Origin of the sequence: Bacteroides sp. AF39-11AC (assembly GCF_003474285.1) — a bacterium.
Taxonomy (GTDB): domain Bacteria; phylum Bacteroidota; class Bacteroidia; order Bacteroidales; family Bacteroidaceae; genus Bacteroides.
Genome location: NZ_QROH01000002.1, coordinates 392,917 through 418,085, shown reverse-complemented (window position 1 = coordinate 418,085; position 25,169 = coordinate 392,917). Strand labels below are relative to the sequence as shown.

The 25,169-nt window shown below is 36.1% G+C and carries 26 protein-coding genes; 22 read left to right on the top strand and 4 right to left on the bottom strand.

Annotation, left to right across the window (positions count from 1 at the left end):
- Positions 1–14: 14 nt before the first annotated feature.
- From DW036_RS04365 to DW036_RS25465, 22 genes are all read left to right on the top strand, one after another.
- Entirely contained in the window at positions 15–1,088 is a 1,074-nt protein-coding gene (locus DW036_RS04365) for a polysaccharide biosynthesis protein (protein WP_118461595.1), read from the top strand.
- Positions 1,089–1,092: 4 nt separating this feature from the next.
- A complete protein-coding gene (locus tag DW036_RS04360) occupies positions 1,093–2,238 on the top strand; it encodes a capsular polysaccharide biosynthesis protein CapF (RefSeq protein ID WP_118461593.1) in 1,146 nt (381 codons plus the stop codon).
- Between the two features lie 6 nt (positions 2,239–2,244).
- A complete protein-coding gene (gene wecB / locus DW036_RS04355; RefSeq protein WP_118461591.1) occupies positions 2,245–3,423 on the top strand; it encodes a non-hydrolyzing UDP-N-acetylglucosamine 2-epimerase in 1,179 nt (392 codons plus the stop codon).
- A gap of 131 nt (positions 3,424–3,554) precedes the next feature.
- Positions 3,555–5,099, top strand: coding sequence for a lipopolysaccharide biosynthesis protein (locus tag DW036_RS04350; protein ID WP_118461590.1), 1,545 nt, complete (start codon positions 3,555–3,557; stop codon positions 5,097–5,099).
- A complete protein-coding gene (gene rfbF / locus DW036_RS04345) occupies positions 5,096–5,920 on the top strand; it encodes a glucose-1-phosphate cytidylyltransferase (RefSeq protein WP_118461588.1) in 825 nt (274 codons plus the stop codon). The genes DW036_RS04350 and rfbF overlap by 4 nt, the downstream gene beginning before the upstream one ends.
- A gap of 3 nt (positions 5,921–5,923) precedes the next feature.
- A complete protein-coding gene (locus tag DW036_RS04340; protein WP_118461586.1) occupies positions 5,924–6,331 on the top strand; it encodes a WxcM-like domain-containing protein in 408 nt (135 codons plus the stop codon).
- 2 nt (positions 6,332–6,333) lie between these two features.
- Positions 6,334–7,413, top strand: a complete 1,080-nt coding sequence (rfbG, locus tag DW036_RS04335; protein WP_187374551.1) for a CDP-glucose 4,6-dehydratase — start codon at positions 6,334–6,336, stop codon at positions 7,411–7,413.
- A 394-nt stretch (positions 7,414–7,807) separates the two neighbouring features.
- Complete coding sequence (locus tag DW036_RS04330; RefSeq protein WP_118461582.1) at positions 7,808–8,725, top strand: NAD(P)-dependent oxidoreductase; 918 nt, start codon at positions 7,808–7,810, stop codon at positions 8,723–8,725.
- On the top strand, positions 8,673–9,656 hold the full coding sequence (locus DW036_RS04325) for a hypothetical protein (RefSeq protein WP_118461580.1): 984 nt from the start codon (positions 8,673–8,675) through the stop codon (positions 9,654–9,656). Before DW036_RS04330 ends, DW036_RS04325 begins: the two co-directional genes overlap by 53 nt.
- Entirely contained in the window at positions 9,653–10,795 is a 1,143-nt protein-coding gene (locus DW036_RS04320; protein ID WP_118461578.1) for a CapA family protein, read from the top strand. The genes DW036_RS04325 and DW036_RS04320 overlap by 4 nt, the downstream gene beginning before the upstream one ends.
- Before the next feature lie 52 nt (positions 10,796–10,847).
- Complete coding sequence (locus tag DW036_RS04315) at positions 10,848–12,095, top strand: glycosyltransferase family 4 protein (RefSeq protein WP_147401433.1); 1,248 nt, start codon at positions 10,848–10,850, stop codon at positions 12,093–12,095.
- Entirely contained in the window at positions 12,092–13,012 is a 921-nt protein-coding gene (locus tag DW036_RS04310) for an ATP-grasp fold amidoligase family protein (protein WP_233560292.1), read from the top strand. Before DW036_RS04315 ends, DW036_RS04310 begins: the two co-directional genes overlap by 4 nt.
- Positions 13,013–13,039: 27 nt before the next feature.
- Positions 13,040–14,095 carry an EpsG family protein gene (locus tag DW036_RS04305; protein ID WP_147401432.1) on the top strand — a complete coding sequence of 352 codons (1,056 nt, stop codon included), beginning with the start codon at positions 13,040–13,042 and terminating at the stop codon, positions 14,093–14,095.
- Positions 14,095–15,285, top strand: a complete 1,191-nt coding sequence (locus DW036_RS04300) for a glycosyltransferase (RefSeq protein ID WP_118461572.1) — start codon at positions 14,095–14,097, stop codon at positions 15,283–15,285. Before DW036_RS04305 ends, DW036_RS04300 begins: the two co-directional genes overlap by 1 nt.
- Positions 15,286–15,461: 176 nt before the next feature.
- Positions 15,462–16,271 (top strand): glycosyltransferase family A protein, encoded by an 810-nt coding sequence (locus DW036_RS04295; protein ID WP_118461570.1) that lies wholly within the window; start codon positions 15,462–15,464, stop codon positions 16,269–16,271.
- Positions 16,272–16,274: 3 nt separating this feature from the next.
- Positions 16,275–17,258 (top strand): hypothetical protein, encoded by a 984-nt coding sequence (locus DW036_RS04290; RefSeq protein WP_118461568.1) that lies wholly within the window; start codon positions 16,275–16,277, stop codon positions 17,256–17,258.
- 2 nt (positions 17,259–17,260) lie between these two features.
- Positions 17,261–18,025, top strand: a complete 765-nt coding sequence (locus DW036_RS04285; protein WP_118462034.1) for a glycosyltransferase family 2 protein — start codon at positions 17,261–17,263, stop codon at positions 18,023–18,025.
- Positions 18,025–19,107: a GDP-mannose 4,6-dehydratase gene (gmd, locus tag DW036_RS04280; RefSeq protein ID WP_118461567.1), complete on the top strand. Its 1,083-nt coding sequence runs from the start codon at positions 18,025–18,027 to the stop codon at positions 19,105–19,107. Before DW036_RS04285 ends, gmd begins: the two co-directional genes overlap by 1 nt.
- A gap of 15 nt (positions 19,108–19,122) precedes the next feature.
- Positions 19,123–20,100, top strand: a complete 978-nt coding sequence (locus DW036_RS04275) for an NAD-dependent epimerase/dehydratase family protein (protein ID WP_118461565.1) — start codon at positions 19,123–19,125, stop codon at positions 20,098–20,100.
- Between the two features lie 37 nt (positions 20,101–20,137).
- On the top strand, positions 20,138–21,088 hold the full coding sequence (locus DW036_RS04270) for a glycosyltransferase family 4 protein (protein WP_118461563.1): 951 nt from the start codon (positions 20,138–20,140) through the stop codon (positions 21,086–21,088).
- Positions 21,089–21,235: 147 nt separating this feature from the next.
- Entirely contained in the window at positions 21,236–21,742 is a 507-nt protein-coding gene (locus tag DW036_RS04265; protein WP_022394444.1) for an HU family DNA-binding protein, read from the top strand.
- Between the two features lie 93 nt (positions 21,743–21,835).
- Positions 21,836–21,931, top strand: a complete 96-nt coding sequence (locus DW036_RS25465; protein WP_158585941.1) for a smalltalk protein — start codon at positions 21,836–21,838, stop codon at positions 21,929–21,931.
- 153 nt (positions 21,932–22,084) lie between these two features.
- Here the strand turns inward: DW036_RS25465 and DW036_RS04260 are convergent, their stop codons facing one another.
- From DW036_RS04260 to DW036_RS04245, 4 genes are all read right to left on the bottom strand, one after another.
- The gene (locus tag DW036_RS04260; RefSeq protein WP_118461561.1) at positions 22,085–22,537 is read right to left on the bottom strand and encodes a DUF4143 domain-containing protein; all 453 of its coding nucleotides are present in this window, start codon (positions 22,535–22,537) and stop codon (positions 22,085–22,087) included.
- Between the two features lie 313 nt (positions 22,538–22,850).
- Entirely contained in the window at positions 22,851–23,735 is an 885-nt protein-coding gene (locus tag DW036_RS04255) for a TraB/GumN family protein (protein WP_118462032.1), read from the bottom strand.
- Between the two features lie 79 nt (positions 23,736–23,814).
- The gene (locus tag DW036_RS04250) at positions 23,815–24,327 is read right to left on the bottom strand and encodes a C40 family peptidase (protein WP_118461559.1); all 513 of its coding nucleotides are present in this window, start codon (positions 24,325–24,327) and stop codon (positions 23,815–23,817) included.
- Positions 24,324–25,169, bottom strand: coding sequence for an ABC transporter ATP-binding protein (locus DW036_RS04245; RefSeq protein ID WP_118461557.1), 846 nt, complete (start codon positions 25,167–25,169; stop codon positions 24,324–24,326). The genes DW036_RS04250 and DW036_RS04245 overlap by 4 nt, the downstream gene beginning before the upstream one ends.

Below are 25,169 nucleotides of genomic sequence, written 5' to 3'. Positions count from 1 at the left end.
TGAAATAAATAATCATGTCCATTTTCAAAGACAAAGTCCTGTTGATAACAGGTGGTACGGGCTCCTTCGGTAATGCTGTACTCCGTCGCTTTTTGGATAGCGACATCAAAGAGATCCGTATTTTTTCCCGCGACGAAAAGAAACAAGATGATATGCGTCATGCCCTTCAGAACCCTAAAGTAAAGTTCTATATTGGTAATGTACGCAATAGACAATCTGTAGATATTGCTATGAGGGGAGTGGACTACGTATTCTCAGCCGCTGCCCTTAAGCAAGTACCTTCCTGTGAATTTTTTCCTATGGAAGCTACCATGACTAATGTTGTAGGTACCAATAATGTTCTCCTTTCTGCCATAGAGTATGGAGTGAAGAACGTTGTTGTTCTTTCTACTGATAAAGCAGCATACCCCATCAACGCCATGGGTATTTCCAAGGCATTGATGGAAAAGGTAGCCATTGCCAAGGGGCGTGAACTCGGACAGAATGCGCAAACTACCATTTGCTGTACCCGTTACGGCAATGTGATGGCCAGCCGTGGTTCTGTGATTCCCCTCTGGGTAGAACAGATGGAACAAGGCAAACCTGTTACGATAACCGATCCTGATATGACCCGTTTCATGATGACTCTTGATGATGCGGTAGATTTGGTTATTTATGCCTTTACTCATGGTGAGAATGGCGATCTTTTCGTACAGAAGGCCCCTGCTGCCACTCTTGATGTTCTTGCTGAGGCTCTTAAGCAGACCTATGCACAGGTCGACCCGAAGTATGGTGAGACGGAAGTTAGAGTTATTGGTACCCGGCACGGAGAAAAACTTTATGAAACCCTTGTCACACGTGAGGAAATGGCCAAGGCCATTGATATGGGAGATTATTATCGGATACCTTGTGATACCCGTGATCTTAACTATGACAAGTTTTTTACTAGCGGTAGTGAAGAAGTCAGTAAAATAGAAGATTACCATAGCCATAATACCCGCCGTCTTGATATTACAGGTATGAAGAATCTTCTTCTCAAACTCCGTTTTATTCGTGAAGATCTTGGTCTCGAACCAAGAAGTAAGGCTAAAGAAATTCGTTCCGAATAGAATTATGAGGGTCTTAGTAACAGGGGCGCATGGATTCGTCGGTAAGAATCTTTGTGCCCAACTCAAGAATATTATGTCCGGTAAGGCCAAAAACTATCCTGTCACTATTTCTGAGGTGATGGAATATGACCTTGATACGGACCCTATGCTCTTGAATGGATTTTGTCGGCGAGCCGACTTTGTTTTCAATCTGGCTGGGGTGAACCGTCCTAAGGATACTGAAGAGTTCATGAAAGGTAATTTTGGTTTTGCTTCCACCTTGTTGGATATTCTCAAGAAGCACCATAACACTTGTCCGGTGATGATTTCTTCATCCACCCAAGCTTCTTTAGATAATCCTTATGGCGAATCCAAACGTGCAGGCGAACGGTTGATGTTTACCTACTCTAGGGAAACCGGTTCCAAGGTATTGGTATACCGCTTTCCAAATGTATTCGGTAAATGGTGCCGTCCCAATTATAACAGTGCTGTCGCTACTTTTTGCAATAACATAGCCAATGATTTCCCCATACAGGTCAACGACCCTAGTGTTATGATGAATCTGGTTTATATCGATGACGTGGTTGAAGAACTTATAGCTGCCTTGAACCAGTCTGAACATTACGATGGCAACTATTGTGTAGTACCTGTAGTATACACTATTACCTTGGGTGATATCGTAGATCTGCTCTATTCTTTCAAGGAGATGCCGCAGACCTTGGGAGTTCCCGATCTGTCAGAGGCCTTTGTAAAGAAGCTCTATAGCACTTACCTCAGTTACTTGCCCAAGGATAAGTTCACTTATCCTGTTAAGATGAATATCGATGATCGGGGTAGTTTTACTGAAATTATCCGTACAGTCGGTTGCGGCCAGTTCTCAGTCAATATTTCCAGGCCTGGAATCACTAAAGGTCAACATTGGCACCATACAAAAAATGAGAAGTTTGTGGTAGTTAGCGGTCATGGTCTGATTCAACTCCGCAAGATTGATACTGACGAAGTTATCAGTTTCGAGGTCAGTGGAGATAAGATTGAAGTGGTGGAAATGATTCCCGGATATACCCATAACATTATCAACCTGTCGGAAACAGAAAATCTCGTCACCTTTATGTGGTGTAACGAGTGCTTTGACCCCAACCATCCCGACACATTTTTTGAACCTGTAGAATAAAAATATATGGTATCATTTAAGAATAATGGCAGGCTTAAGCTTCTCATCATTGTAGGCACACGTCCTGAAATAATCCGCTTGGCTGCCGTCATCAATAAGTGCAGAAAGTATTTTGATGTTATCCTTGCCCATACGGGGCAGAACTATGACTATAATCTTAATGGTGTCTTTTTCAAAGACCTCAAGCTTGCTGATCCTGACGTTTATATGGAGGCCGTGGGGGATGACCTTGGTGCTACCATGGGCAACATTATTGGCAAAAGCTATAAGCTCATGGTCGAACTCAAACCTGATGCGGTTCTTGTCTTGGGGGACACCAACAGTTGTCTTTCTGTGATTGGAGCCAAACGTCTCCATATTCCTATTTTTCATATGGAAGCCGGTAATCGCTGTTTTGATGAATGCCTTCCTGAAGAAACCAATAGAAAAATTGTTGATATTATTTCTGATGTCAATATCTGTTACAGTGAACATGCGAGACGTTATCTTAATGCGAGTAGTGTAGCTCCCCAGCGTACTTATGTCAGTGGTTCCCCCATGGCTGAAGTGCTTCATGAAAATCTTGTTGAGATTGAGACATCTGATATCCATAAAAGACTTGGATTGGAGAAAGGAAAATATATTCTTCTTTCCGCTCATCGTGAAGAGAATATCGACACGGAGAAGAACTTTACCTCCCTTTTTACGGCTATCAACAGGATGGCAGTGAAGTACGATATGCCAATCCTCTATAGCTGTCATCCGCGTTCAAGGAATAGACTGGCTGCCAGTGGCTTTAAGCTTGATCCTCGCGTTATTCAGCATGAGCCTCTTGGCTTTCATGACTATAATTGTCTCCAGATGCATGCTTTTGCAGTAGTGTCCGATTCTGGTACATTGCCTGAGGAAAGTTCTTTCTTTACTTCTGTAGGACATAGTTTTCCGGCGGTTTGTATCCGTACCTCTACAGAGAGGCCTGAAGCGCTTGATAAGGGATGTTTTATTCTTGCGGGTATTGATGAATACAATCTCTTGCAGGCAGTGGGTACAGCTGTTGAGATGGTGAAGAATGGTGATAATGGATTACCGGTACCGAATTACACTGATGAGAATGTATCGACTAAGATTGTGAAGCTTATTCAGAGTTATACGGGAGTGGTGGATAAAATGGTTTGGAGAAAGGAACAGTGGGCAACTAAAAGTTAGAGAGGTAAAATGGCCAAACCAAAGAATTTTCATTCTACACTTAAATTTTTACGAAATAAAGATTCTTGGCTGCATAAGGTTGATGATGGATTTGGCTACTTTCGACAACAGTGCATAAATGGGAAGTAATAATGTCTGATAATTCCTTAAATAATAAAAAAATAGTTTTAAATACAACAGTTCTATATATAAAACTGATTATTAATATTGCCATCAGTTTTGTGACATCACGCCTCATATTGGACGCATTAGGAGCCAGTGACTATGGGCTTTATAATGTGGTTGGTGGTGTTGTTGCTATGTTAAACACCTTAAGCACTACTATGGTAGCAACATCTTACCGTTATATGACTGTAGAGTTAGGAAAAGAAGAGGGCGCCCCTAATAGAGTCTATAATACAATATTCATTATTCACCTAATTTTGGCAGTTTTCTTGTTGATTATTGGTGAGACATTAGGCGTTTTTTATGTTAATAATTATTTAAATATAGATCCTTCTAAGATTCCTGATGCATTATTTGTACTTCACTTAAGTTTGTTGACAACGGCTTTTGTAGTTATTACAGTTCCAATGAATGGATTGATTATTGCGAGGGAGAAATTTTTATATATGTCTGTAGTTGACTCTTTGAGTGCAATTACAAAATTATTACTTATAGTACTCCTGATGTATATGGATGGAAATAGACTCCGTATTTATGCGATAATTCTTGCTTTAATACAGTTGTTGTCACCAATTGCCTATCAAATATATTGTAGAATTAAGGATGCAGCTGTGGTTAAATGGAACTTTAATAAAAATATTGATGATTATAAAGCTGTACTTGGGTTTGCTTGGTGGATGTCGTTGGGAACAGTGGCTGTAATGGGTAAATTGCAGGGCGCAGCTATGATTATTAATTATTTTTTTGGCACTATTCTAAATGCTGCTTTTGGATTAGCTTCCCAAGTTAGTAATGCGGTGAGTCAATTTACAACTACTCTCCGTCAAGCAGCCATACCTCAAATCATGAAGAGCCAAAGCTTGGGAGATGAAAGTCGATCATTAACATTAGTTTATGCAATGTCGCGTTATTCTTATTTATGTATGAATATAATAGCCATACCATTATTATTATGTATGGATGACTTGTTGATTATTTGGTTGGGTGATCCACCGGAATTTACAATGATATTTATTAATTTCATGTTAGTAAATGGAATGTTTTCTAATCTAGGTGCTGGATTTGATGCTACAATTCAGGCTACGGGTAAAGTCAAAAAGAATCAAATAGGCTATAGTTTGATTAATTTAGCTCTTCTCCCTATTATCTTTATTCTTTATGAATTTGGATTACCGCCATATATTAATGTAGTCGTAATGTTATTCCTCACAGTAGTGACGCTCGTGTTTCAACTATACATTATGATAGAACTTACTTCTTTTAAGATGAAGGAATATGTAAAACGTACTTTGGTACCATCTTTTCTTTCAACAGCATTTGCATTTTTACCTCTTCTCTTATTAAAGATGCTGTTCCCTCATGCTATCATAGCTACATTTCTTTACATGGTTATTGCTAGTTTGTGGACATGTATTTCTATTTATTTTTTTGGTGTTACAAAAGATGAAAAAATGATAATGATAAATATAATAAATAAAACAGTGGTCCATAAGGTAAAAAGTAGATTATGAAAGTAGTTCTTTTAGCTGGTGGCTTTGGCTCACGTATTAGTGAAGAAAGTCAATTTAAGCCTAAACCAATGATTGAGATTGGTGGAATGCCAATTCTTTGGCATATAATGAAAGAATATGCACATTATGAATATACTGATTTTATCATTTGTGCAGGTTATAAACAAGAGTATATTAAAGAATGGTTTGGAAACTACTTTTTATACAATTCAGATGTTAGCTTTGATTTTCGAAATGGTAAGAATGAAATAACTGTTCTTCAGAGCAGTTTGGAGCCTTGGAAAGTTACAGTTGTAGATACTGGTTATAATACCATGACGGGAGGACGTATTAAACGTATTCAGAAATATGTAGGTGATGAACCATTCTTGATGACTTATGGAGATGGTGTTTGTGACGTGGATATCACTAAACTTGTTGAATTCCATAAATTACATGGTAAAGTGGCAACTCTTACAGCAGTGAAAATGTCCCAAGAGAAAGGTGTTCTTGATATTGATGGAGATAATGCAGTTCGATCATTCCGTGAGAAGAATATCAGTGATGGTACCCCCATTAATGCAGGTTATATGGTTCTTCAGCCTGATATTTTTGATTATCTTACAGATGATACTTGTGTTTTTGAAAAGACTGTACTTGCTAAGTTGGCAGAGAAGGGGGAGTTGATGTCATATGTACATACTGGCTTCTGGCAATGTATGGATAATATTCGTGAAAAGAATATGTTGGAGAAGCTCCTTGCTGAGGATAAAGCTCCTTGGAAAAAATGGGATCGTCAGGTGCCAAATCTAGAATACAAGAATAAATTAATTATCGGATAGAATATGGCATCACTTGTAGAAAGAGTTACAATTATTAATAGATGTTTCATAACAGATAATCGAGGGTGGTTCTTAAAGGCTATTACTGGTACAGAAAAAGGTATTCCTTCCCATACTGGTGAAATTTATCTGACGATGGCTAAATCAGGACAAGCGAGGGGAGGCCACTATCATCCTGAGGCAGTGGAATGGTTTACTATTATTGAAGGGCGTGCAATATTGAAACTTGAAGACATTAACACAGGTGAAAAATTGGATATAGAAATGTCTCTTGAAAAAGCTATCACAGTCTTTATTCCTAATAATGTTGCTCATATAGTGCTAAATAATAGTGATGAAGACTTTATTTTGCTTGCATATACAGACAAGCTTTATGACCCTTCTGATACAATAGCTTATACAATAGAATAATTATGATAGATATTTTCAATAATTTCTATAAAGGTAAGAAAGTCCTAGTTACTGGTCATACGGGTTTTAAGGGGTCGTGGCTTTCTATTTGGCTTCATGAGCAGGGAGCAGAAGTGGTAGGGCTTTCACTTGACTCTTATTCAGAAAAAGACAATTTTGTCCTTTCAGGTATAGGTCGTAGAATAAAAGCTGATATAAGGGCGGATATTCGTGATGGTCAAAGGATGAAAGAAATTTTTATTAAATATCAGCCGGAAATAGTGTTTCACCTTGCAGCTCAACCTTTGGTTCGTTTAAGTTATGAACAGCCTGTGGACACTTACGAAGTGAATGTTATGGGGACCATTCATATAATGGAAGCTATTCGTGTTACAAAGAGTGTTAAAGTAGGTGTGATGATTACCACTGATAAGTGTTATGACAACAAGGAGCAAATACAAGGCTATAAAGAGACTGATCCATTTGGGGGATATGATCCGTACTCTTCATCAAAGGGAGCATGTGAGATCGCTATCCAATCTTGGCGCCGTAGCTTTTTTAATCCAATTGATTATGGCAAAAAGCATGCTGTTAGCATTGCCTCTGTAAGAGCTGGTAATGTTATCGGTGGTGGTGATTGGGCAAAAGATCGCATTATTCCTGATTGCATTCGTGCATTGGAAGCGGGTAAGGTAATTAATATTCGTTCTCCAAAGGCTGTTCGTCCTTGGGAACATGTATTGGAACCTCTTTCTGGCTATATGATGCTTGCTCAAAAAATGTGGAATTATCCTACTGAGTATTGTGAAGGTTGGAATTTTGGGCCGGAGAATGATTCAGTTTCAACTGTTTGGGAAGTTGTTACAGAGCTTGTAAAAAATTTCGAATTTGGTGTGCTGAAAGATTCATCAGATTTGAATGCTGTTCATGAGGCGAATTTGTTGACACTTGACATAAATAAAGTTAAAACTCGTTTGGGATGGAAACCAAGATTGAATATGCAGCAGTGTATTGCTCTTGTTGCAGACTGGTATAAGAGGTATAAAACAGAAGATGTTTATAACCTTTGTGTAGAAGAAATAGATAAATTTATAGGTAGGTAATGACTTAAAAGCGAATAACGTTTATAGATACAGCAAAATTCTTTGCAATTTATTAGGGTGTATTTTATTCAACTTAAATAGCGGCGATAAGTCTCTTATTGCGATGTCATTATTTCAATATGGTAGTTATTCACTATTTATAATGACTGCATTAGTATTTTGTGTATCTACGCTTATGCTAGCGATTATTCTTGATAATTCACTATTGTCTATTTATGCTTTTGCTTTAGTAATTGCATCGTCCCTGTTATTTAAGCTATTACCATTCAGTATTCAGAATTATCCAGAAATAGAAGCGATACTGTATGGTTCAATAGTTTTATTTATTTCCTGCTTGCTTATCCCTGTCGTAAAAAGAATTGACTCAATTTTAATTGGTGAACATAAATAGAATATGATAATTTCAATTATAGGAACTAACGGAATGTTATCTGTTGCTCTTACAAAATACTTTTTTGTTAAGAAAGGATGTCAAGTCGATGTTTATGGACTTGATGTACCTAAAGGCTATACATATAATAACTTCTATCGAGTAAATTTGCTAACAGATGAACTTAAGTATGATGCCCTCCTTTTATCTGACATTATTATTTATGCATCTGGAGCGGGAGTACAAGCTGCATTGAAAACAGATTCCTCATTGATGTATGCACTAAATGTGAATGTTCCAATTGAGATAACTTTGCAGTTGAAAAAGAGAGGATATAAAGGTAAGTATATTTCTTTTGGGTCATATATGGAGATAGGTCTCAATAATGAATGTGGTAGAGCATTTACTGAGAAAGAAGTAGTATGTTCTGCTTTTTCGGTTACGAATGACTATGGTTTAAGTAAAAGATTATACGGGCGATATATGAATGATTTTAAATCAGATTTTGTTTATTATCACTTTATATTACCTAATATGTTTTCTGAAGATGATTTGAAGCCAGGAACGCGCCTTATTCCTTATACTCTTCAATATCTTCAGGATTATAATGCAGGTAAAAATCCATCAGCTCCGAGTTTTAGTGCAGGTTTGCAAACTCGTCAATTTATTACTCTTGAAGAGATGATTCTGATGGTAGATAAAGCAATTAATAAAAATATTCCATCAGGGATCTATAATATTGGAGGTGGTGAATTTTTGAGTATTAAACATCTAATAGAACGTTTGTTTGCTGTATATCATGTTCCATGTCGAGATGAGTATTTTGGCAAAGAAGTTCGTAGGGATGGCGATATAAAAAGTTTGCGAATTGATGGGAATAAAATAAAAAATGAATTGGGAGAATTGCCTAATTCTAGAATTGAAGATATTTTTAAAATTTAGAGAAGTGGTAAAAACTCCAGTTTTATTCATAACTTTTGTACGACCAGACTATGCTCGAAAGACATTTGATAGCATAAGGGCAGCTCAACCAAGCAAACTTTATTTTTATTCCAATAAAGGTAGAATTGAAAAAGAAGGTGAAATAGAACGTAATGAAGAGATTCGCTCCTATATCAGTGAAGTTGATTGGAATTGTGAATTACATATTTGGTTTAGAGATGAATGTGTTAATGTTTATGATTCGTTAAGAGGAGCTATAACTTGGCTTTTTGATAATGAAGAACAAGGTATTATACTTGAAGAAGATTGCGTGCCTACAATGGGTTTTTTTAGTTTTTGTGATCAGTTAATTGAAAAATTCCGTGATGATACAAAAGTATGGATGATCAGTGGAGATAACTATATTAGTTACAATCCTGAAGGGTATGATTATATATATTCTTATATGTTTCAAATTTATGGATGGGCATCATGGAGAGATCGATGGAATAAGATTGATTGGGATTTGATTAAAATAGATGATTTTCTTAAATCTGATAAAATAAAGTATTTATTCCCAGAAAAAAAACAATGTAAAGACAGAATTAGAATCATAAAAGATAATGTGAACAATTTGAGAAGAACAAAATGCTGGGATGGCATTTTTCATTATATGATGTTTATGAATAATGCGATGTGCATTTATCCCAAAGTGTTACTTGTTAGTAATATAGGCTTAGTCGGTACACATAATAAATCAAAGGAAGTTAGTATATTTAATACTAAAGCAATATATTCTGATGAATACTATTCAATAAAAAATGAGCCTCCTTTTCCTTTGCCTAGTATAAAGTTTGAAAATAAGATGTATAAAATAACATGGCAAAGGCCTTCTTTTCCTATGAAAGTATATTTGCATTTCAGGTCTTTGATAAATAGATTATTCCAATGAAAGTATTAATAGCAGGCGACTTTTGTGATAGATATAGAGTGTCTGAAAGTATAAAGAGGAAAGAATTTGATAGATTGTTTTATGATATAAAGCCTATAGTAGAGTCGGCAGATTATAGCATAGTTAATTTTGAGTTTCCTATAGTAAAAGGAAATGAATCTCCAATTGATAAATATGGACCTTGTTTAAAAGGGCAACCAGAAAGTATAGATGCAGTTAAATATGCGGGATTTAAATGTGTTACATTAGCAAATAATCATATTCTTGATCAAAAAGATTACAATGGTAAAGTTACGAAATTATTACTTGAACAAGCAGGGATAGATACAGTAGGGTTTGGGAGTGATATAAATGAATCATCCTCTATATTATATAAGAATATTAAAGGTATGCTCCTTGCTATTATCAATTGTTGTGAACATGAGTTTTCTATTGCAACAGAAATGAAAGCTGGTGCTAACCCGCTTAATCCTATAAGGCAATATTATAGCATTCTGGAAGCTCGTAAGAAAGCTGACTATGTGTTAGTAATTGTACATGGTGGTCATGAGCATTATCAGTTGCCTTCCCCTCGTATGCAAGAAACCTATCGTTTTTTTATCGATGTTGGAGCGGATGTAGTGGTAAATCATCATCAACATTGTTACAGTGGCTATGAGATATATCATGATAAACCTATCTTCTATGGATTGGGGAATTTTTGTTTTGATATAGAACCTGTTCGTATAAATGACAAGTGGAATTATGGATATATGGTTGAAATCTCATTTGAACGATCTATATCTTTTAGAATTATCCCGTATAGTCAATGCGAGGAAGAACCAACAGTAACACTATTGGATTTAAATGCCTTTGAACAATCTTTGAAATCGATAAACGAAATTATTACTGATGCTACAAAGCTGAAGGTGAGTACTGATAAGTATTATGGAAGTTCTAAGAAAATTGTTGGGTTTTATCTTGAACCTATTCAAAATCGATGGATACGTGCTGCTCAATGCAGAAAACTGTTGCCTTCATTAGTTTCAAGAAAGTGGTTGATGCAATTATTTAATCTTATTAATTGTGAAGCACACAGAGATAAACTATTGTATTATTTTGAAGATATGTTGGGTATTCAAAATAAAACGATTCCCTAATAATTTTATACGACTTGATAAACAGGATTCTACCTTTATAATACATCAAAATATGAGAATACTTTGGACAATAAATAGTTTAATGCCTAAGGTTGCTGCTAAACTTGGTTTTGAGAGTGGACATGCTATTTCATGGGTAGACGCTATGAGCATAAAAATTACCCAATTTGATAACGTTTCTCTTGCAATGGCTACTATTGCCAATGTAAATAAAATGAAAATATACGATTTAGATGGGGTAAGATATTATATCTTGCCTATGAATTGTGACAAGATAGATTATTGGCTGAAAATTATAAGTGATTTTCAGCCTGATATTATCCATGCATATGGTACAGAAGGTAAACACAATATATTATTGTTTAATCATACAGATTTGCCTATCATTGTGTCCTTGCAAGGTATTTTGACAGAATATCAGCATCACTATTACGCTGGCATTGATTTCTCTACAATGTTACGTTTCACTGCTTTGCAGGACTTATTTGTGCCTACGGGATTTTTCTCTGGTAGAAATTCTTTTATCAAAAGATCCAAGAATGAACAGAGGCAGTTGCTCAATGTAAAATATGTGGAGGGGCGTTCTACTTGGGATCGTGTATCGTCAATGAATATCAATCCAAATTTAAAATACTATTTTTGCCCTCGAATGATACGTGAGCCTTTCTTTAATCAAGAATGGAGCATTGACAGAATGGAAAGGCATACACTGTTTGTGAGTCAAGCTGTAACTCCCCTAAAAGGTTTGCATTTCGTATTTGAAGCTATTGCCAAACTTAAGAAAAAATATCCCGATATAAAGCTCTATGTTGCTGGATATGATCGTTTACATCCGACCAAATTGAGACAGAAACTATCTAGTAGCGGATATATGAGGTTTCTAAAATATCTGATAAAAAAATTTGATATTGATGACCTTGTTCATTTTACGGGGACACTCTCTGCTGAGGAGATGGCGATAAAAATGGCAAGTGTAAATGTTGTCATTATTCCTTCTTCTATTGAGAATGCACCTAATTCTCTTGCTGAAGCTACAATCATAGGTGTTCCTTGTATAGCTTCGTTTGTGGGAGGGAATATGGACATGTTGGAACATAATACCGAAGGTTTTCTCTATTGTTACAATGAACCAAATATGCTTGCTGAGTATATTAGTAGAATATTTGAATCCGATGAATTGGCTCAAAAATTCTCTACTACAACAAAAGTGAAGTATCGTAAAAAACACGATCCTGATATACTCATAAATACATTATTGAATATATACAAGGATGTCATAAAACATGAGAATAAGCAGTGAATATATTAATTAAATTGAGAAGAATCTTGGACCGACCTTCAAGATTAGTGATTGGGGTTGTATTACGATATGCTAGGCTTTTTAATGATCAAAAAGCTTTAGTATATGGAATGTATTGGCTGTCGATAGGTAAGAAACCAAATTTGAAGAATCCTACTACATTTAATGAAAAAATCAATTGGTTGAAATTGCATGATCATAATCCTAAATATCATATTTTGGTGGATAAATTTGCTGTCAAGGATTATGTCACAAATGTCATAGGTAAGGAATATATTATTCCTACGTTGGGTATATGGAATACATTTGATGAAATTGATTTTGACTCTTTGCCGGATCAATTTGTTCTAAAAACCACAAATGGAGGAGGAAATTCGGGAATTGTTATTTGTAGGAATAAACGAGAATTTGATAAGGCGGATGCAAGGGTGAAACTTCATAAATCAATGGCTTATGACATTTATAAAAATATGGGGGAATGGGCTTATAAGGGTATCAAGCCTCGTATTATGGCAGAGACGTTTATGGAGGACAATACTCATCCACAAAATGTTGACTTGATTGACTATAAGTTTTATTGTTTTAATGGAAATGTAAAATTTTTCAAGATAGATTTTGATAGAAATACCAAGCATCGTGCAAATTATTATAATAGGAATGCAGATATTCAGGAATTTGGAGAATTAATATGTTTGCCAGATTTCGATAAGAAACTTGATATTCCAATTAATTTATCAGATATGATAGGAATCGCTGAAAAGTTATCTGCTGACTTATTATTTTCAAGGATTGATTTATACAATATCAATGGTAGTATCTATTTTGGAGAAATAACATTTTACCCGAATTCAGGGAATGGAAAGTTTGTTCCGAAAGAGTGGGATTTGATACTTGGAAATTACTTGAAGATACGTTAATAAATTTGAGTATTGCCATTGTTGAGCATGAATCAATCATTGTCATTGGAATATAGAGAGAAACCGCCATATCGGTTTTATTTTTTTTTAGTTCTTTTATTGTATGCATCAATGCATTTTTATGTGTTTCCCGATGCATTGGATATCACTAGATATTACGATTCGGTAAAGGACGATGTGCTACACTATCATAACATATTAGATTATATTGAATCTCAGATCTCTATACATATAGACTTTATTTATTCCTCTTCATTATATTTAGCTAATAGGGCAGGAATTCCTTTGAATTTAGTAACAACTCTCTATCTTTCTATTTATTATATAGTGATATGTGAGTTATTGAGGAGAAATTATGGATTGAAACGGATTCGAGGTATTATTCTTTTTTATATATTAATGTCTGCCCCATTTATTTGGGTGCAAGAAATCTCACGAAATCTTGCAGCCATTGCTTTCATGTATTGTTCTTTTTTTCAGTTTAATAAAAATAATAAAACAATCGCTGTTCTTTTTGTGATTGGAGCAGTATTCACTCATTTCTCATTAGTTATTTTTGTTCTGTTATATATGATAGCTTTTTTCATGCAACAAGTAAATCTGAATAGGAAGATTGTCATATTGTTCTTTTTGGCTATATTGATAATAGGTTATATTTCACCATCATATTTGGTAAATCTCACGGTAGTAGTTGCCGAAAATTCTGACAATCATTATGCAGCTTACGCTAGCATTGAGAATGCTCTTCCTTTGTTTACAACATCTATTGGATATGGAGATAAGATTCCTATGGTATATGTTTATCTTTTTTCATTATATCTGGTCTTAAAAAATAAGAAGCATGATTTTTACTATTGGGGATTATTTGTGTTAACTGCCGGACTCTCTTTTGCTCTATCTACAAGTCTGATGCTTACAAACCGCATTATTATGCAGATGCCTTTATTCATCGGCTGGTCTATTTGTGCCATACTTCAGCAGGAAGGGAGGAAAGAATATATTAGGCTCTATATTCTGTCTGCTATTGGTACTGTTTGTGTACTAGCTCATTTTTGGTCATATCGCTTAATTTTTTCAATATAATGCAAATTTTATATATTTCGTCTCTTTCTTCAGAGAAGTTAATTAATCAGATTTATAAAGAAACAGGAAATAATCCAGGGTATTCGGTACAGAAATTTAGTCGATTATTAGTAAAAGGAATAAATGCAAATGGTGCTAATGTAGTTGCATTCACCAATCCACCTATTATTAGAGGCATTTCGTCTAAGATTATAGTTTGTATGGGACATGAGGAGGAAAATGGAATATTATATAAATATATTCCATTCATTAACTTACCTATAATAAAACACTTTTGTGTGATGTTTTATACTTTTTGCTATGTGTTTTTTTGGGGATTGAGTCATAGAACAGAAAAAGCCATCATATGTGACGTATTGAATGTGAGTGCTTGTATGGGTTCTTTATTGGCAACTAAAATTAATAGAATTCAAAGTGTGGGTGTTGTAACTGATATTTATGGAATGATGGTGGATAACGATAAAAGTAAAGTAGTAAGTTTTATTTCTTCTTGTGCCTATAGGTTCCATAATCTTTATGTGAACTCATTTAATAAATATGTACTACTTACTGAGCAGATGAATAAGATTGTCAATCCTAAGTGTCGTCCATATATGGTTATGGAAGCACTTTGTGATATATCTGTAAAGGATAAAAAAATAGAAATGGGAGAAAAACATTCTCCTCGTACTGTGCTTTATGCTGGTGGCCTTTTTGAGAAGTATGGCCTCAAAATGTTGGTTGAAGGATTCATTGAATCGGATGTAGACGCTCATCTCATTCTGTTTGGTAATGGTTCATACGTAAAAGAGTTGAAGGAAGTATGTCATCGGTATTCTCGTGTAGAATATCGTGGTGTTGTTCCTAATGAAGAAGTAGTAGAAGAAGAATTGAGAGCATCTTTGTTGATTAATCCTCGTTTTTCTACAGAGGAGTTTACAAAATATTCTTTTCCCTCAAAGAATATGGAATATATGGTGTCAGGCACTCCACTTCTAACTACAAAACTTCCAGGAATGCCACAAGAGTATTATCCATATGTGTATCTTTTTGAGGAAGAGACTGTAGCAGGATATGCTGAAGCTATTAGAGTAGCTCTTTCACATACAGAGGAACAACTTATGAGTTTTGGTGCTAAAGCTCGTAAGTTTGTTTTGGAGAGTAAAAATAATATAAAACAAGGGTGGAGGGTTTTGGAATTATTAAGATAAAGTCTAGATTGAGTGTCTCATTGTTTTTTAGAATTATGAATCCATTTGGTGCTTTTTTGTTAATGAGGTTGTTTGTAAAATTATAAATAGCAGATGTTTATAATACTAGTAATGTGTTTTATCTTTATTTGTATATGTATGATTTTGTAATCATGTTTATAGAATAGTTGTAGGTTATGTCAAATACTCCATTGATATCAGTTATATTACCAACAAGTAATCCTTCTGATTATATTTTTGACTGTTTAAAATCCCTTAATCAGCAAGATTTCTCCTTTAATGATTTCGAAGTTTTAATAATTTTGAATGGAGAAGAGCATCCATATAGAGAGAAGCTGTCCGCTAAATTGCGTGAATATTCGTTTAACTATAACTTGATATATTCAGTACATAAAGGAGTATCTATTGCTAGGAATATAGGATTAGATAATGCGAGGGGAAATTATATTGCATTTATTGATGACGATGATTATATCTCGCCCAATTATTTATCTGAATTATATAAAATTGCAAATAGTGATTCTATTGCTATTTGTGAGGTTGTTGCTTTTGGGGACAGATCTTCTTCTTTTTTTCTTAACAACTATTTGCAAAAATATCGAGAAAATATAGTTGTTGATTTATTTCGATTTAGATCAATTTTGTCTGTTCCATGGGCAAAGCTAATACCACGAAGTGCAATAGGTATAACTAGATTTAAGAATGGAATCACTAATGGGGAAGATGCATTATTTGTGACATCTTGTACTGCTAATATAAATCGGCTATACTGTGCTAAAGTAGCTTCTTATTATGTGAGGATGCGTGATGGATCTGCATCTAGAAAAAAAATACCTTTTGTGCATTTATGCCATAATACCATTCTCTTACTTTATGAATATGCTAAAGTTTATATATCGAATCCTCATAATTATAGTATTAAGTTATTTGCAGCAAGATTTCCTGGAGTTATTAAAAACTTCATTGTTTTACTTAGAAATAATTGAAAGATGGATTATTTAACATCGAAGTTTTATCTGTTTTTGAGTAATAATGCCTTTTTGCGAAGGATCATTAATTTTTTAAGGGCTTTTAGTTTAAGAATCAAATATTATAAGCTGTTTGCTCCTAAAGGAGATAAGTGTATGGTTCTTATGATTGATGGGAAATTGCGTCACGGTGGATTAGCTGATCGGTTATATGGTATTCTTAACACTTATGCCTATTGTAAAAAAAATGATTTGGTATTTAAGTTGTTATTTTGTAGTCCATTTGATTTGTCTCTATTACTTCAGCCAAATTCTTATGATTGGAAGTCCTTTAAATTGTCATATAGTTTGTTTAATACTTCCTTAAAAGTTAGAACAGGTGAAGAGTATGCTTTTAGAGGCTTTCATTTACGACGTCAGACTCACATATATAGTAATGGTCACAACCTTAAGCAACTGAATGCTATATATAGTTCGAATTATTCATATGGTATGTTGTATAATGAATTATTTAAGCCTTCAAATCAATTGCAGAGGCAAATTGATGCCATTACTAATTCTTTAGGAAATAATTATGTAGCGGTGTGTTTTCGATTTCAGAATTTATTAGGAGATTTTTCTGAAAGAAATTATAAAGAATTGGATGATGTGGAGAAAAATATGTTACTTGATCTATGCGAAAGAGCAATAAATAAATTATTGACTAAACATATAGATATTTTGGTAACATCTGATAGTATTACTTGCTTGAATAAGTTGTCTAAACAGAAGAGAATTCATGTTTTTCCAGGGCGAGTGGTTCATCTGGATTTTTCTAATAACGAGCCTCTTAGCGTATATGAAAAATCTTTTTTGGATTTTTATTTATTAGGAAATGCTTCTTTAGTCTATAATATTTATGGACATGGTTTAAGACGATCAGGATTTCCTGCCTTTGCTGCAGAAATTTTAGGTAGTAAATTTATTAGTCTAGACATAGATAAATACCTTTTAAATGTGAATTGATGATGATGATATCACTAATTACAGTCACATATAATAGTGAAAGAACTCTTCGTGATACAATTCAATCAGTACTAAATCAAACTTATTCTGATATAGAGTATATTGTTATTGATGGTTTATCTAAAGATTGCACGGTTGATATTATCCGCGAATATGAACCACTATTTCAGGGACGTCTCAAGTGGAAAAGTGAAAAGGATAATGGTCTTTATGATGCAATGAATAAAGGTATTTCCATGTCAACAGGTGATATAGTAGGTATAATTAATTCAGATGATTTTTATCATCGGAGAGATATTATTTCAAAGATTGTAGAGACGTTTCAAAATAAAAAAATACAAGCGGCCTATGGAGATGTGCGTTTTGTAAATCCAGATAACCTTGGTAAGACTGTGCGCTATTACTCATCTGGAAGCTTTTCATTGAGGCGTTTTAGATATGGTTTTATGCCTGCACATCCTACATTCTTTACTTATAGGAAATATTTTGAAGAATTTGGATATTATAAAACAGATTATCGTATTGCGGCTGATTATGAATTATTAGTCCGTTTTTTACATACTCATCAATTAAAGACTGCGTATATTCCATTAGATTTTATGAAAATGCGAACTGGTGGAATAAGTACTGCCTCTATAAAGAGCAATATAATATTAAATAAAGAAATAGTTCGTGCATGTAGTGAAAATGGTATATGGACATGCATGCCTCTGCTTTTTCTGAAATATTTTATTAAAATATTTGAATTGTTTTTAACGAAAGAATAATGAAAAAAAGTGCATTGATTACTGGTATAACAGGTCAAGATGGCTCGTTTCTTGCTGAGTTTTTAATAGAGAAAGGTTATGAAGTTCATGGTATTCTACGTCGTTCATCGTCCTTCAATACGGGGCGTATAGAGCATCTGTATCTTGATGAATGGGTACGTGATATGAAGAAAGATCGTCTGGTAAATTTGCATTATGCAGACATGACAGATAGCAGTTCGCTTATTCGCATTATACAGCAAGTACAACCAGATGAAATTTATAATCTTGCTGCGCAAAGTCATGTAAAAGTGAGTTTTGACGTGCCGGAATATACAGCTGAAGCTGATGCTGTGGGAACACTGCGTATGCTGGAAGCCGTACGGATTTTGGGATTTGAGCATAAAACACGAATCTATCAGGCTTCTACTTCAGAGCTCTTTGGTAAAGTGCAGGAAGTTCCTCAAAAAGAAACCACTCCATTCTATCCGCGAAGTCCATATGGGGTAGCCAAGCAGTATGGTTTTTGGATAACCAAAAACTATCGTGAGAGTTATGGTATGTTTGCCGTAAACGGTATTCTTTTTAACCATGAGAGTGAACGTCGGGGAGAGACATTCGTGACCCGCAAAATAACATTGGCTGCTGCACGCATTGCACAGGGACTTCAAGATACACTATATTTGGGAAATCTTGATTCTTTGCGTGATTGGGGATATGCTAAAGATTATGTAGAATGTATGTGGTTGATTCTTCAGCATGACACACCGGAAGATTTTGTTATTGCCACAGGTGAAATGCATACAGTACGTGAATTTGCTGCACTAGCCTTCAAAGAAGTAGGAATTGAACTTTGGTGGGAAGGAAAAGGAGTAGACGAAAAAGGTATTGATACAAAAACTGGCAAGGTGCTGGTAGAGGTTGATCCCAAATACTTTCGTCCTTGTGAGGTAGAACAATTATTAGGAGATCCAACTAAGGCAAGGATTTTATTAGGCTGGAATCCAACGAAAACAAGTTTCTCTGAGTTAGTGAGAATCATGGTTGAACATGATATGTATTTTGTGAAGAAGTTATATCTCAAATCACAGATAAAGGGATAATTATTCTGCTCTTATATGAATATACTTATAACAGGGGTTCATGGCTTTGTAGGCTCTAATCTTGTTACACCTTTACACAAATACCATACCCTTTATGGTCTCGATATCATTTTTCTAACAAAGGAGGGAGTCGTGAAGACTTTTGCTTGGAAAGATATTGAAACGACCTCTTTTCCAATGCAGCGTTTGCCACAATTTGATGCCATCATCCATCTGGCCGGTAAAGCACATGATACAAAGAATCAATCTGTAGCACAGGCATATTTTGATATCAATACAGGGCTAACACAGAGGATTTTTGATTTCTTTCTGGAATCTACAGCTAAGAAGTTCATATTCTTCAGTTCAGTGAAGGCTGTTGCCGATAGTGTAGTAGGGGATGCGTTGAGGGAAGATGTGATACCTACTCCAATAGGGCCTTATGGAGAGAGTAAGATAGCGGCAGAGAATTATATTCTCGATAAATTAAAAAATAAAAATGAAAAATTAAAACTGCATGATGATAGGAAGCAGGTATATATATTGAGACCTTGCATGATTCATGGACCGGGCAATAAAGGAAACCTGAATCTGCTTTATAATGTGGTAAAGAAAGGTATTCCCTGGCCTTTGGGAGATTTTGAAAACAAGCGTTCGTTCACTTCGATTGATAACTTATGTTATGTGGTGGAAGGTTTGCTGACGAAGAATGTTGCGAGTGGCATTTATCACATGGGTGATGACGAACCCCTATCTACAAATGAATTAATTGTTCTCATGTGTGAGGCTATGGGTAAAATACCTCATATCTGGAAGATGAACCGGAAGATGATGGAAGGTTGTGCTGGTTTAGGAACTTTACTTCATCTGCCGCTGAATACTGAACGTTTGCGGAAACTGACAGAGAATTATGTGGTGAGTAATGAGAAGATTAAAGCAGCACTTGGCATTGAACAAATGCCAGTTCGTGCTGCTGATGGGATTATGAAAACGATAAAATCGTTTTCAAATTAAGAATTAACAATTAAAAATTAAGGGGGCAAGTACGGTTATGTATTACCTGATTATATTGGTTCTGCTATTTCTGGCAGAACTTTTTTATTTTAGAATAGCTGATAAGTACAATATCATCGATAAACCCAATGAGAGAAGTTCCCATACCCGGATTACTTTGCGTGGTGGCGGAATCATTTTCTATTTTGGCGCTTTGGCTTATTTCTTGAGTAATGAATGGGATTATCCCTGGTTCATGTTGGCATTGACCCTAATTACCTTTATCAGTTTTGTGGATGACATTCGTTCCACTTCTCAAGGCTTTCGGTTAGTGTTTCACTTTACAGCTATGGCTTTGATGTTTTACCAATGGGGGCTGTTTTCTCTTTCGTGGTGGTGGATAATTATCGCATTGATAGTTTGCACAGGTATTATTAATGCTTATAATTTCATGGATGGTATCAACGGCATTACCGGTGGCTATTCATTGGTTATTCTAGGTACATTAGCTTATATAAATTCTAAGATAATCACTTTTGTTGAACCCGCTTTGATTTATACTGTCCTTTGCTCTGTATTCGTATTTTGTTTCTTTAATTTCCGTAAAAAGGCGAAGTGTTTTGCCGGTGATGTCGGTTCTGTGAGTATCGCCTTTATTCTTCTTTTCCTGATTGGGAAGCTAATTATTCAGACAGAAGATTTCAGTTGGATAATCCTATTGGTAGTTTATGGCGTCGATAGTGTTTTGACTATCATTCATCGTTTGATGCTTCATGAAAACATTGGTTTACCTCATCGCAAACACATGTATCAGTTGATGGCGAACGAGTTGAAAATACCTCATGTGGTAGTATCATTGATTTATATGGCAGTACAAGCAGTTGTAATAATAGGATATATAGAATGTTTGGATCATGGCTATATATTTTTGCTATGCACTGTTCTATTACTTAGTTTTATATATATATGGTTTATGAGGAAATTCTTCCGATTACATCAAAATACTTAAGATCAATTAATTATATATTAATATTAGAAAACAGCTCCTGGTGGGCTGTTTTTTTTGTTTATACCTGGTAATATCCCCACCTTTGCACTGTTGATCAACACAAGCTAATAAAAATGAAGTTGAATTTAAAAGCAAAGGAGAAAGATTATGCCTTTATTGTATTATGCGAGACAATCGCAGTTGAAAACGAAAGAGGGTGCTAAGCAGTGGCATCTGGCATTGAAGAAAGTGGGAAGAGCTGTTAATCTGCAGCAGTTGGGAGAAATGGTGGCTGAAAAGTGTTCGGCAACACCGGGTGATGTACATAATGTGGTCAGAAACCTGATGTCGGTGATGCGTTTACAGTTGTTGAACAGCCGTTCGGTTCGTCTGGATGGTTTGGGAACATTTACGGTGATTGCACGGACACGCGGAAAGGGTGTGGATGCAGAGAAGGATGTGAGTCCGAATCAGGTGACGTCATTACATTTTATGTTTACTCCTGAATATACACGTCCGGCTGCTCTGGGAACTACCCGGGCTTTGTGGCAGGGTGTTGAATTTGAGAAGTGGACGGGTAAGGATGTTTCTTCCGATGATGGTAAAGATCCGGATGATGGTAACGGAGGTGGTTCAGGTGGAGACGGAGGTATTGAAGATGATCCTCTGGGATAGGGTCTAAAGCTGAAGCTTTAGAATTTAAAGAATTAGAAATTAAGAATTAAAGGCTGCGCAGTCTATGAATTATTGAAATGCAAAGTAATTGATATGAAAAAGACGATTTGGGATAAGATTTTAAAAATAGTAATCGCTGTAGCATCAGCGGTGTTGGGAGCTTTAGGAGCCAATACGATGAATATGTGATGATGAACATATACTAAGATTAGAGGGTATGTCGGGGGGATTTCCTGATGTACCCTTTTTTATAAAAGCGGGTGACCACAAATCACTTGCAATCACCCGGTATCTTGCATTGACAGTATATCCCTGCTGTTTCAGCAGATTCAGAACTCTTTTTTATTTCAAATAGAAATTTCGGAAATTATAAACTCCATTTTTCTCTGTATGTAACTCTTCTTGCCCGTCGAATATAACAGCTGTTTTTGTTAGGCGATCTCCAAAGATCCCGTTCAGATAGTCAATACCTTTGAAGAATTCCTTGTGGAAACTTTGAGCTGATTTAATCTCGTATGCCTGAATATTGTTGGCCTGGGTATACAGAAGATCTACTTCTTTTTGGCTTTTGTCCCTGTAGAAATATAAGTTGGGATCTTTTCCCCTGTTGAGCCTGTTTTTCATTGCCTCATTTACGATAAGATTCTCAAATAAGGCTCCTTTAGCCGGGTGAGTAGCTAATTGTTCTTCATTCTCTATCCCAAGCAGGTAAGCTGCCAAGCCGGTATCATAGAAATATATCTTATTTGCTTTTACCAAGCGTTTACCGATATTGGCAAAGTAGGGTGGAAGCATATAGGCCTTTCCGGATTTGAAACTGCCAAGACCTGAATAGATGAAAATAGCTCTGGGTAATGGTGAGCTTCGTTAAGTTATCGTTATAACAGGAAAATGATAGACAAGACGTTTGGTTTCATCTGTTAGATTTCTGTATATCAAATTGTTATTCATTGCTGTGGCGGATTTTAAGTTGAACTTTAAATTTGCCCAAAGATATGCATATTTCTTGATATATAAAAGCGGGTGACCACAAATCACTTGCAATCACCCGGTATCTTGCATTTTCTTAGTTTTCAGAAAATGTCAGTAAAGAGAGAATTTATAGTTTTTATTTCATAGGTTCTACAGTATATCCCTGCTGTTTCAGCAGATTCAGGACTCCGTTAGTTCCTGGCAGGTGGCCTGCACCGACAACAAAAAGGGTAGGAGCATCCTTCATGAGAGCAGGCATTTTCTCAATCCATGCTTTGTTACGGTTATCCAGCATAGCTTCCATTTCGCCCGGTTGCGGATCGCACGAGTTGCCATCACGTTCTTCTATCAGCTTCAGCATTTCATCCAGGTTCTGAGCCTTGTATGCGTTGTTGAGACGTTTAGTTTGTTCCATAGCTTTATCTATGTCACTTACGAGGCAATAGAGTAAGTTTGCCTGACGCTGTAGAGTCTGACTTTTAAAGAGCATATCTAACTGAGACTGCGGAGTTTCCAAACCACCTATTTTCTTACCGCTTTGCAATGCTTGTTGCTGGAAGTAAGTATCTAATTGCTCCTGTGGATTAAAACCACCCAGATGCTTCATGCACAATATCAGGGTCAGTTGTTGGGTTATGGCAGCGGGTTTTAATTTGCCCAACATAGCTATATCTGCCATCAGGTTCTCTTTCACTACCTTGCCTACTACTTCATATTGTTCCGGGGTAAAAAGTTTCTGGAGAGTGGTGTCGCCTGCCATCATCATTCTTTGCTGCATTATCTGCATGAACTCGGGTGACATCATATCGGACATAACTACTTCTCCGTATACCTGAGTAGTACCTTCTATGGCTTGTGGCAATCCGGCAATGCTATCTTTGATGCTGAGAGGTGCCAGATGGTGGGTACCTAAAATGTATGAGGGCTTTTCTTGTCCGTTACCGGAGATTTTCCAAAGTAATTGTGCGTTGGCGTTCAGCGCAAGGCCGATAAAGAGAAGGACACCTAAAATCTTTTTCATCATTTTTCCTTTTTAAAGTTTTATTTGAACTATAAGTCGGGGAGGGAAAGGAAAAATCACAGGGGAAGAAAAAAGATTCTTATTTTACTCTGCCGCCGCAAAGCCAGTATTGCGTATAGTATTGTTCGTTGAGGCTACTGACAATAACTCCTTTGCTGGTACTTGCATGAATAAACTTCCCGTTTTTGAGATAGATACCCACGTGTGCCACCCTCTTCTTGGATGTACGGCTGGTGAAAAACACCAAATCTCCCTCACGCAAATTGCGGCGGGAGACTTTGTTGCTTTCTTTAAGTAAACCATCGGTGCTTCTGGCCAAACGGATATTATATACTTCTTTATAGAGTTGCGATACCAGTCCGGAACAATCTACTCCGTGCTTGTTGTCACCGCCTGCGCGGTAGCGGACACCCATCCACTCCGCGGAGGCAATGTACAACTTGTGGTTATCTTCCATATTTATGTCAACACCCATGCGGACAGAAGCTTTTGCCAGTGCCTTGTAATTGAGCCGGGGTGCTGATGTATGGCATGAGCTTAAACTGAATGTCAATCCGATGAGGGCAACTATATATAAGAAGTATTTTTTCATTCCTGTTCTTCTTTCTTTTCCGGTTGAGTGGAGGGTTCTTCAGTGATAGGTTCCTCAGCAATAGTTTCTTCAATGATTGTTTCCTGAAGAGGTGTTTCTTCAATCACTGTTTCTGCCAGTTCTTCCTCAATTTCTTCTTCCACTCTTATGTTGAAGTAATCTTCAAGTTCTTTCTCTGCTGAGTTATGTTCGTTTTGTATGTCACGGATAATGACACCATTTTCCAGCAAAGCAATGCGAGGGCATACGTCTACTGTATGGTTCAGGTTGTGGCTTGAAATGATGACCGTGGCATGATGATCTTCATTATACTTCTTCAGCAAGTGCTTGATGATGGATTGTGAACTCGGATCAAGGAAGTTGAACGGTTCGTCCAGGATCAGCAATTGCGGATGATGCAGCATAGCAGATATGATACCGATTTTCTGCTTGTTTCCGGCAGAGAAGTTACGGATGAACTTCTTTTGTCCGATGACCTCATTATTCATGAATCGTTCGAAAGGAAGCAGGCGCTCATCTACTTCTTCTTTCTTCAGATCGTACATCTTACCGATAAAGTAGAAGTACTCTTCGGGAGTAAGGTAATCGATCAGGAAGCCATCATCGATGAAAGCGCCGGTGAATTGTTTCCAGTCTTCGCTTTTGGCTACATCGATATCATTAATGGTTACATTGCCTTGATCTGCCTGGAGTAAGTCCAGCATCAGGCGGAAAAGGGTTGTTTTACCAGCTCCGTTGTTGCCTACCAAACCCAGCATGTCACCTTGTTCTATGACATATTTCTCAATATCTACGGCTTTCTTTTGGCCGAAGTTTTTTTGAAGATTGTTTATCTCTATCAT

Coding starts and splice junctions, on each gene's coding strand:
- DW036_RS04365 (WP_118461595.1), top strand. CDS start 15: ATGTCCATTTTCAAAGACAAAGTCCTGTTGATAACAGGTGGTACGGGC.
- DW036_RS04360 (WP_118461593.1), top strand. CDS start 1,093: ATGAGGGTCTTAGTAACAGGGGCGCATGGATTCGTCGGTAAGAATCTT.
- wecB (WP_118461591.1), top strand. CDS start 2,245: ATGGTATCATTTAAGAATAATGGCAGGCTTAAGCTTCTCATCATTGTA.
- DW036_RS04350 (WP_118461590.1), top strand. CDS start 3,555: ATGTCTGATAATTCCTTAAATAATAAAAAAATAGTTTTAAATACAACA.
- rfbF (WP_118461588.1), top strand. CDS start 5,096: ATGAAAGTAGTTCTTTTAGCTGGTGGCTTTGGCTCACGTATTAGTGAA.
- DW036_RS04340 (WP_118461586.1), top strand. CDS start 5,924: ATGGCATCACTTGTAGAAAGAGTTACAATTATTAATAGATGTTTCATA.
- rfbG (WP_187374551.1), top strand. CDS start 6,334: ATGATAGATATTTTCAATAATTTCTATAAAGGTAAGAAAGTCCTAGTT.
- DW036_RS04330 (WP_118461582.1), top strand. CDS start 7,808: ATGATAATTTCAATTATAGGAACTAACGGAATGTTATCTGTTGCTCTT.
- DW036_RS04325 (WP_118461580.1), top strand. CDS start 8,673: ATGAATTGGGAGAATTGCCTAATTCTAGAATTGAAGATATTTTTAAAA.
- DW036_RS04320 (WP_118461578.1), top strand. CDS start 9,653: ATGAAAGTATTAATAGCAGGCGACTTTTGTGATAGATATAGAGTGTCT.
- DW036_RS04315 (WP_147401433.1), top strand. CDS start 10,848: ATGAGAATACTTTGGACAATAAATAGTTTAATGCCTAAGGTTGCTGCT.
- DW036_RS04305 (WP_147401432.1), top strand. CDS start 13,040: ATGAATCAATCATTGTCATTGGAATATAGAGAGAAACCGCCATATCGG.
- DW036_RS04300 (WP_118461572.1), top strand. CDS start 14,095: ATGCAAATTTTATATATTTCGTCTCTTTCTTCAGAGAAGTTAATTAAT.
- DW036_RS04295 (WP_118461570.1), top strand. CDS start 15,462: ATGTCAAATACTCCATTGATATCAGTTATATTACCAACAAGTAATCCT.
- DW036_RS04290 (WP_118461568.1), top strand. CDS start 16,275: ATGGATTATTTAACATCGAAGTTTTATCTGTTTTTGAGTAATAATGCC.
- DW036_RS04285 (WP_118462034.1), top strand. CDS start 17,261: ATGATGATATCACTAATTACAGTCACATATAATAGTGAAAGAACTCTT.
- gmd (WP_118461567.1), top strand. CDS start 18,025: ATGAAAAAAAGTGCATTGATTACTGGTATAACAGGTCAAGATGGCTCG.
- DW036_RS04275 (WP_118461565.1), top strand. CDS start 19,123: ATGAATATACTTATAACAGGGGTTCATGGCTTTGTAGGCTCTAATCTT.
- DW036_RS04270 (WP_118461563.1), top strand. CDS start 20,138: ATGTATTACCTGATTATATTGGTTCTGCTATTTCTGGCAGAACTTTTT.
- DW036_RS04265 (WP_022394444.1), top strand. CDS start 21,236: ATGCCTTTATTGTATTATGCGAGACAATCGCAGTTGAAAACGAAAGAG.
- DW036_RS25465 (WP_158585941.1), top strand. CDS start 21,836: ATGAAAAAGACGATTTGGGATAAGATTTTAAAAATAGTAATCGCTGTA.
- DW036_RS04260 (WP_118461561.1), bottom strand. CDS start 22,537: ATGCTTCCACCCTACTTTGCCAATATCGGTAAACGCTTGGTAAAAGCA.
- DW036_RS04255 (WP_118462032.1), bottom strand. CDS start 23,735: ATGAAAAAGATTTTAGGTGTCCTTCTCTTTATCGGCCTTGCGCTGAAC.
- DW036_RS04250 (WP_118461559.1), bottom strand. CDS start 24,327: ATGAAAAAATACTTCTTATATATAGTTGCCCTCATCGGATTGACATTC.
- DW036_RS04245 (WP_118461557.1), bottom strand. CDS start 25,169: ATGATAGAGATAAACAATCTTCAAAAAAACTTCGGCCAAAAGAAAGCC.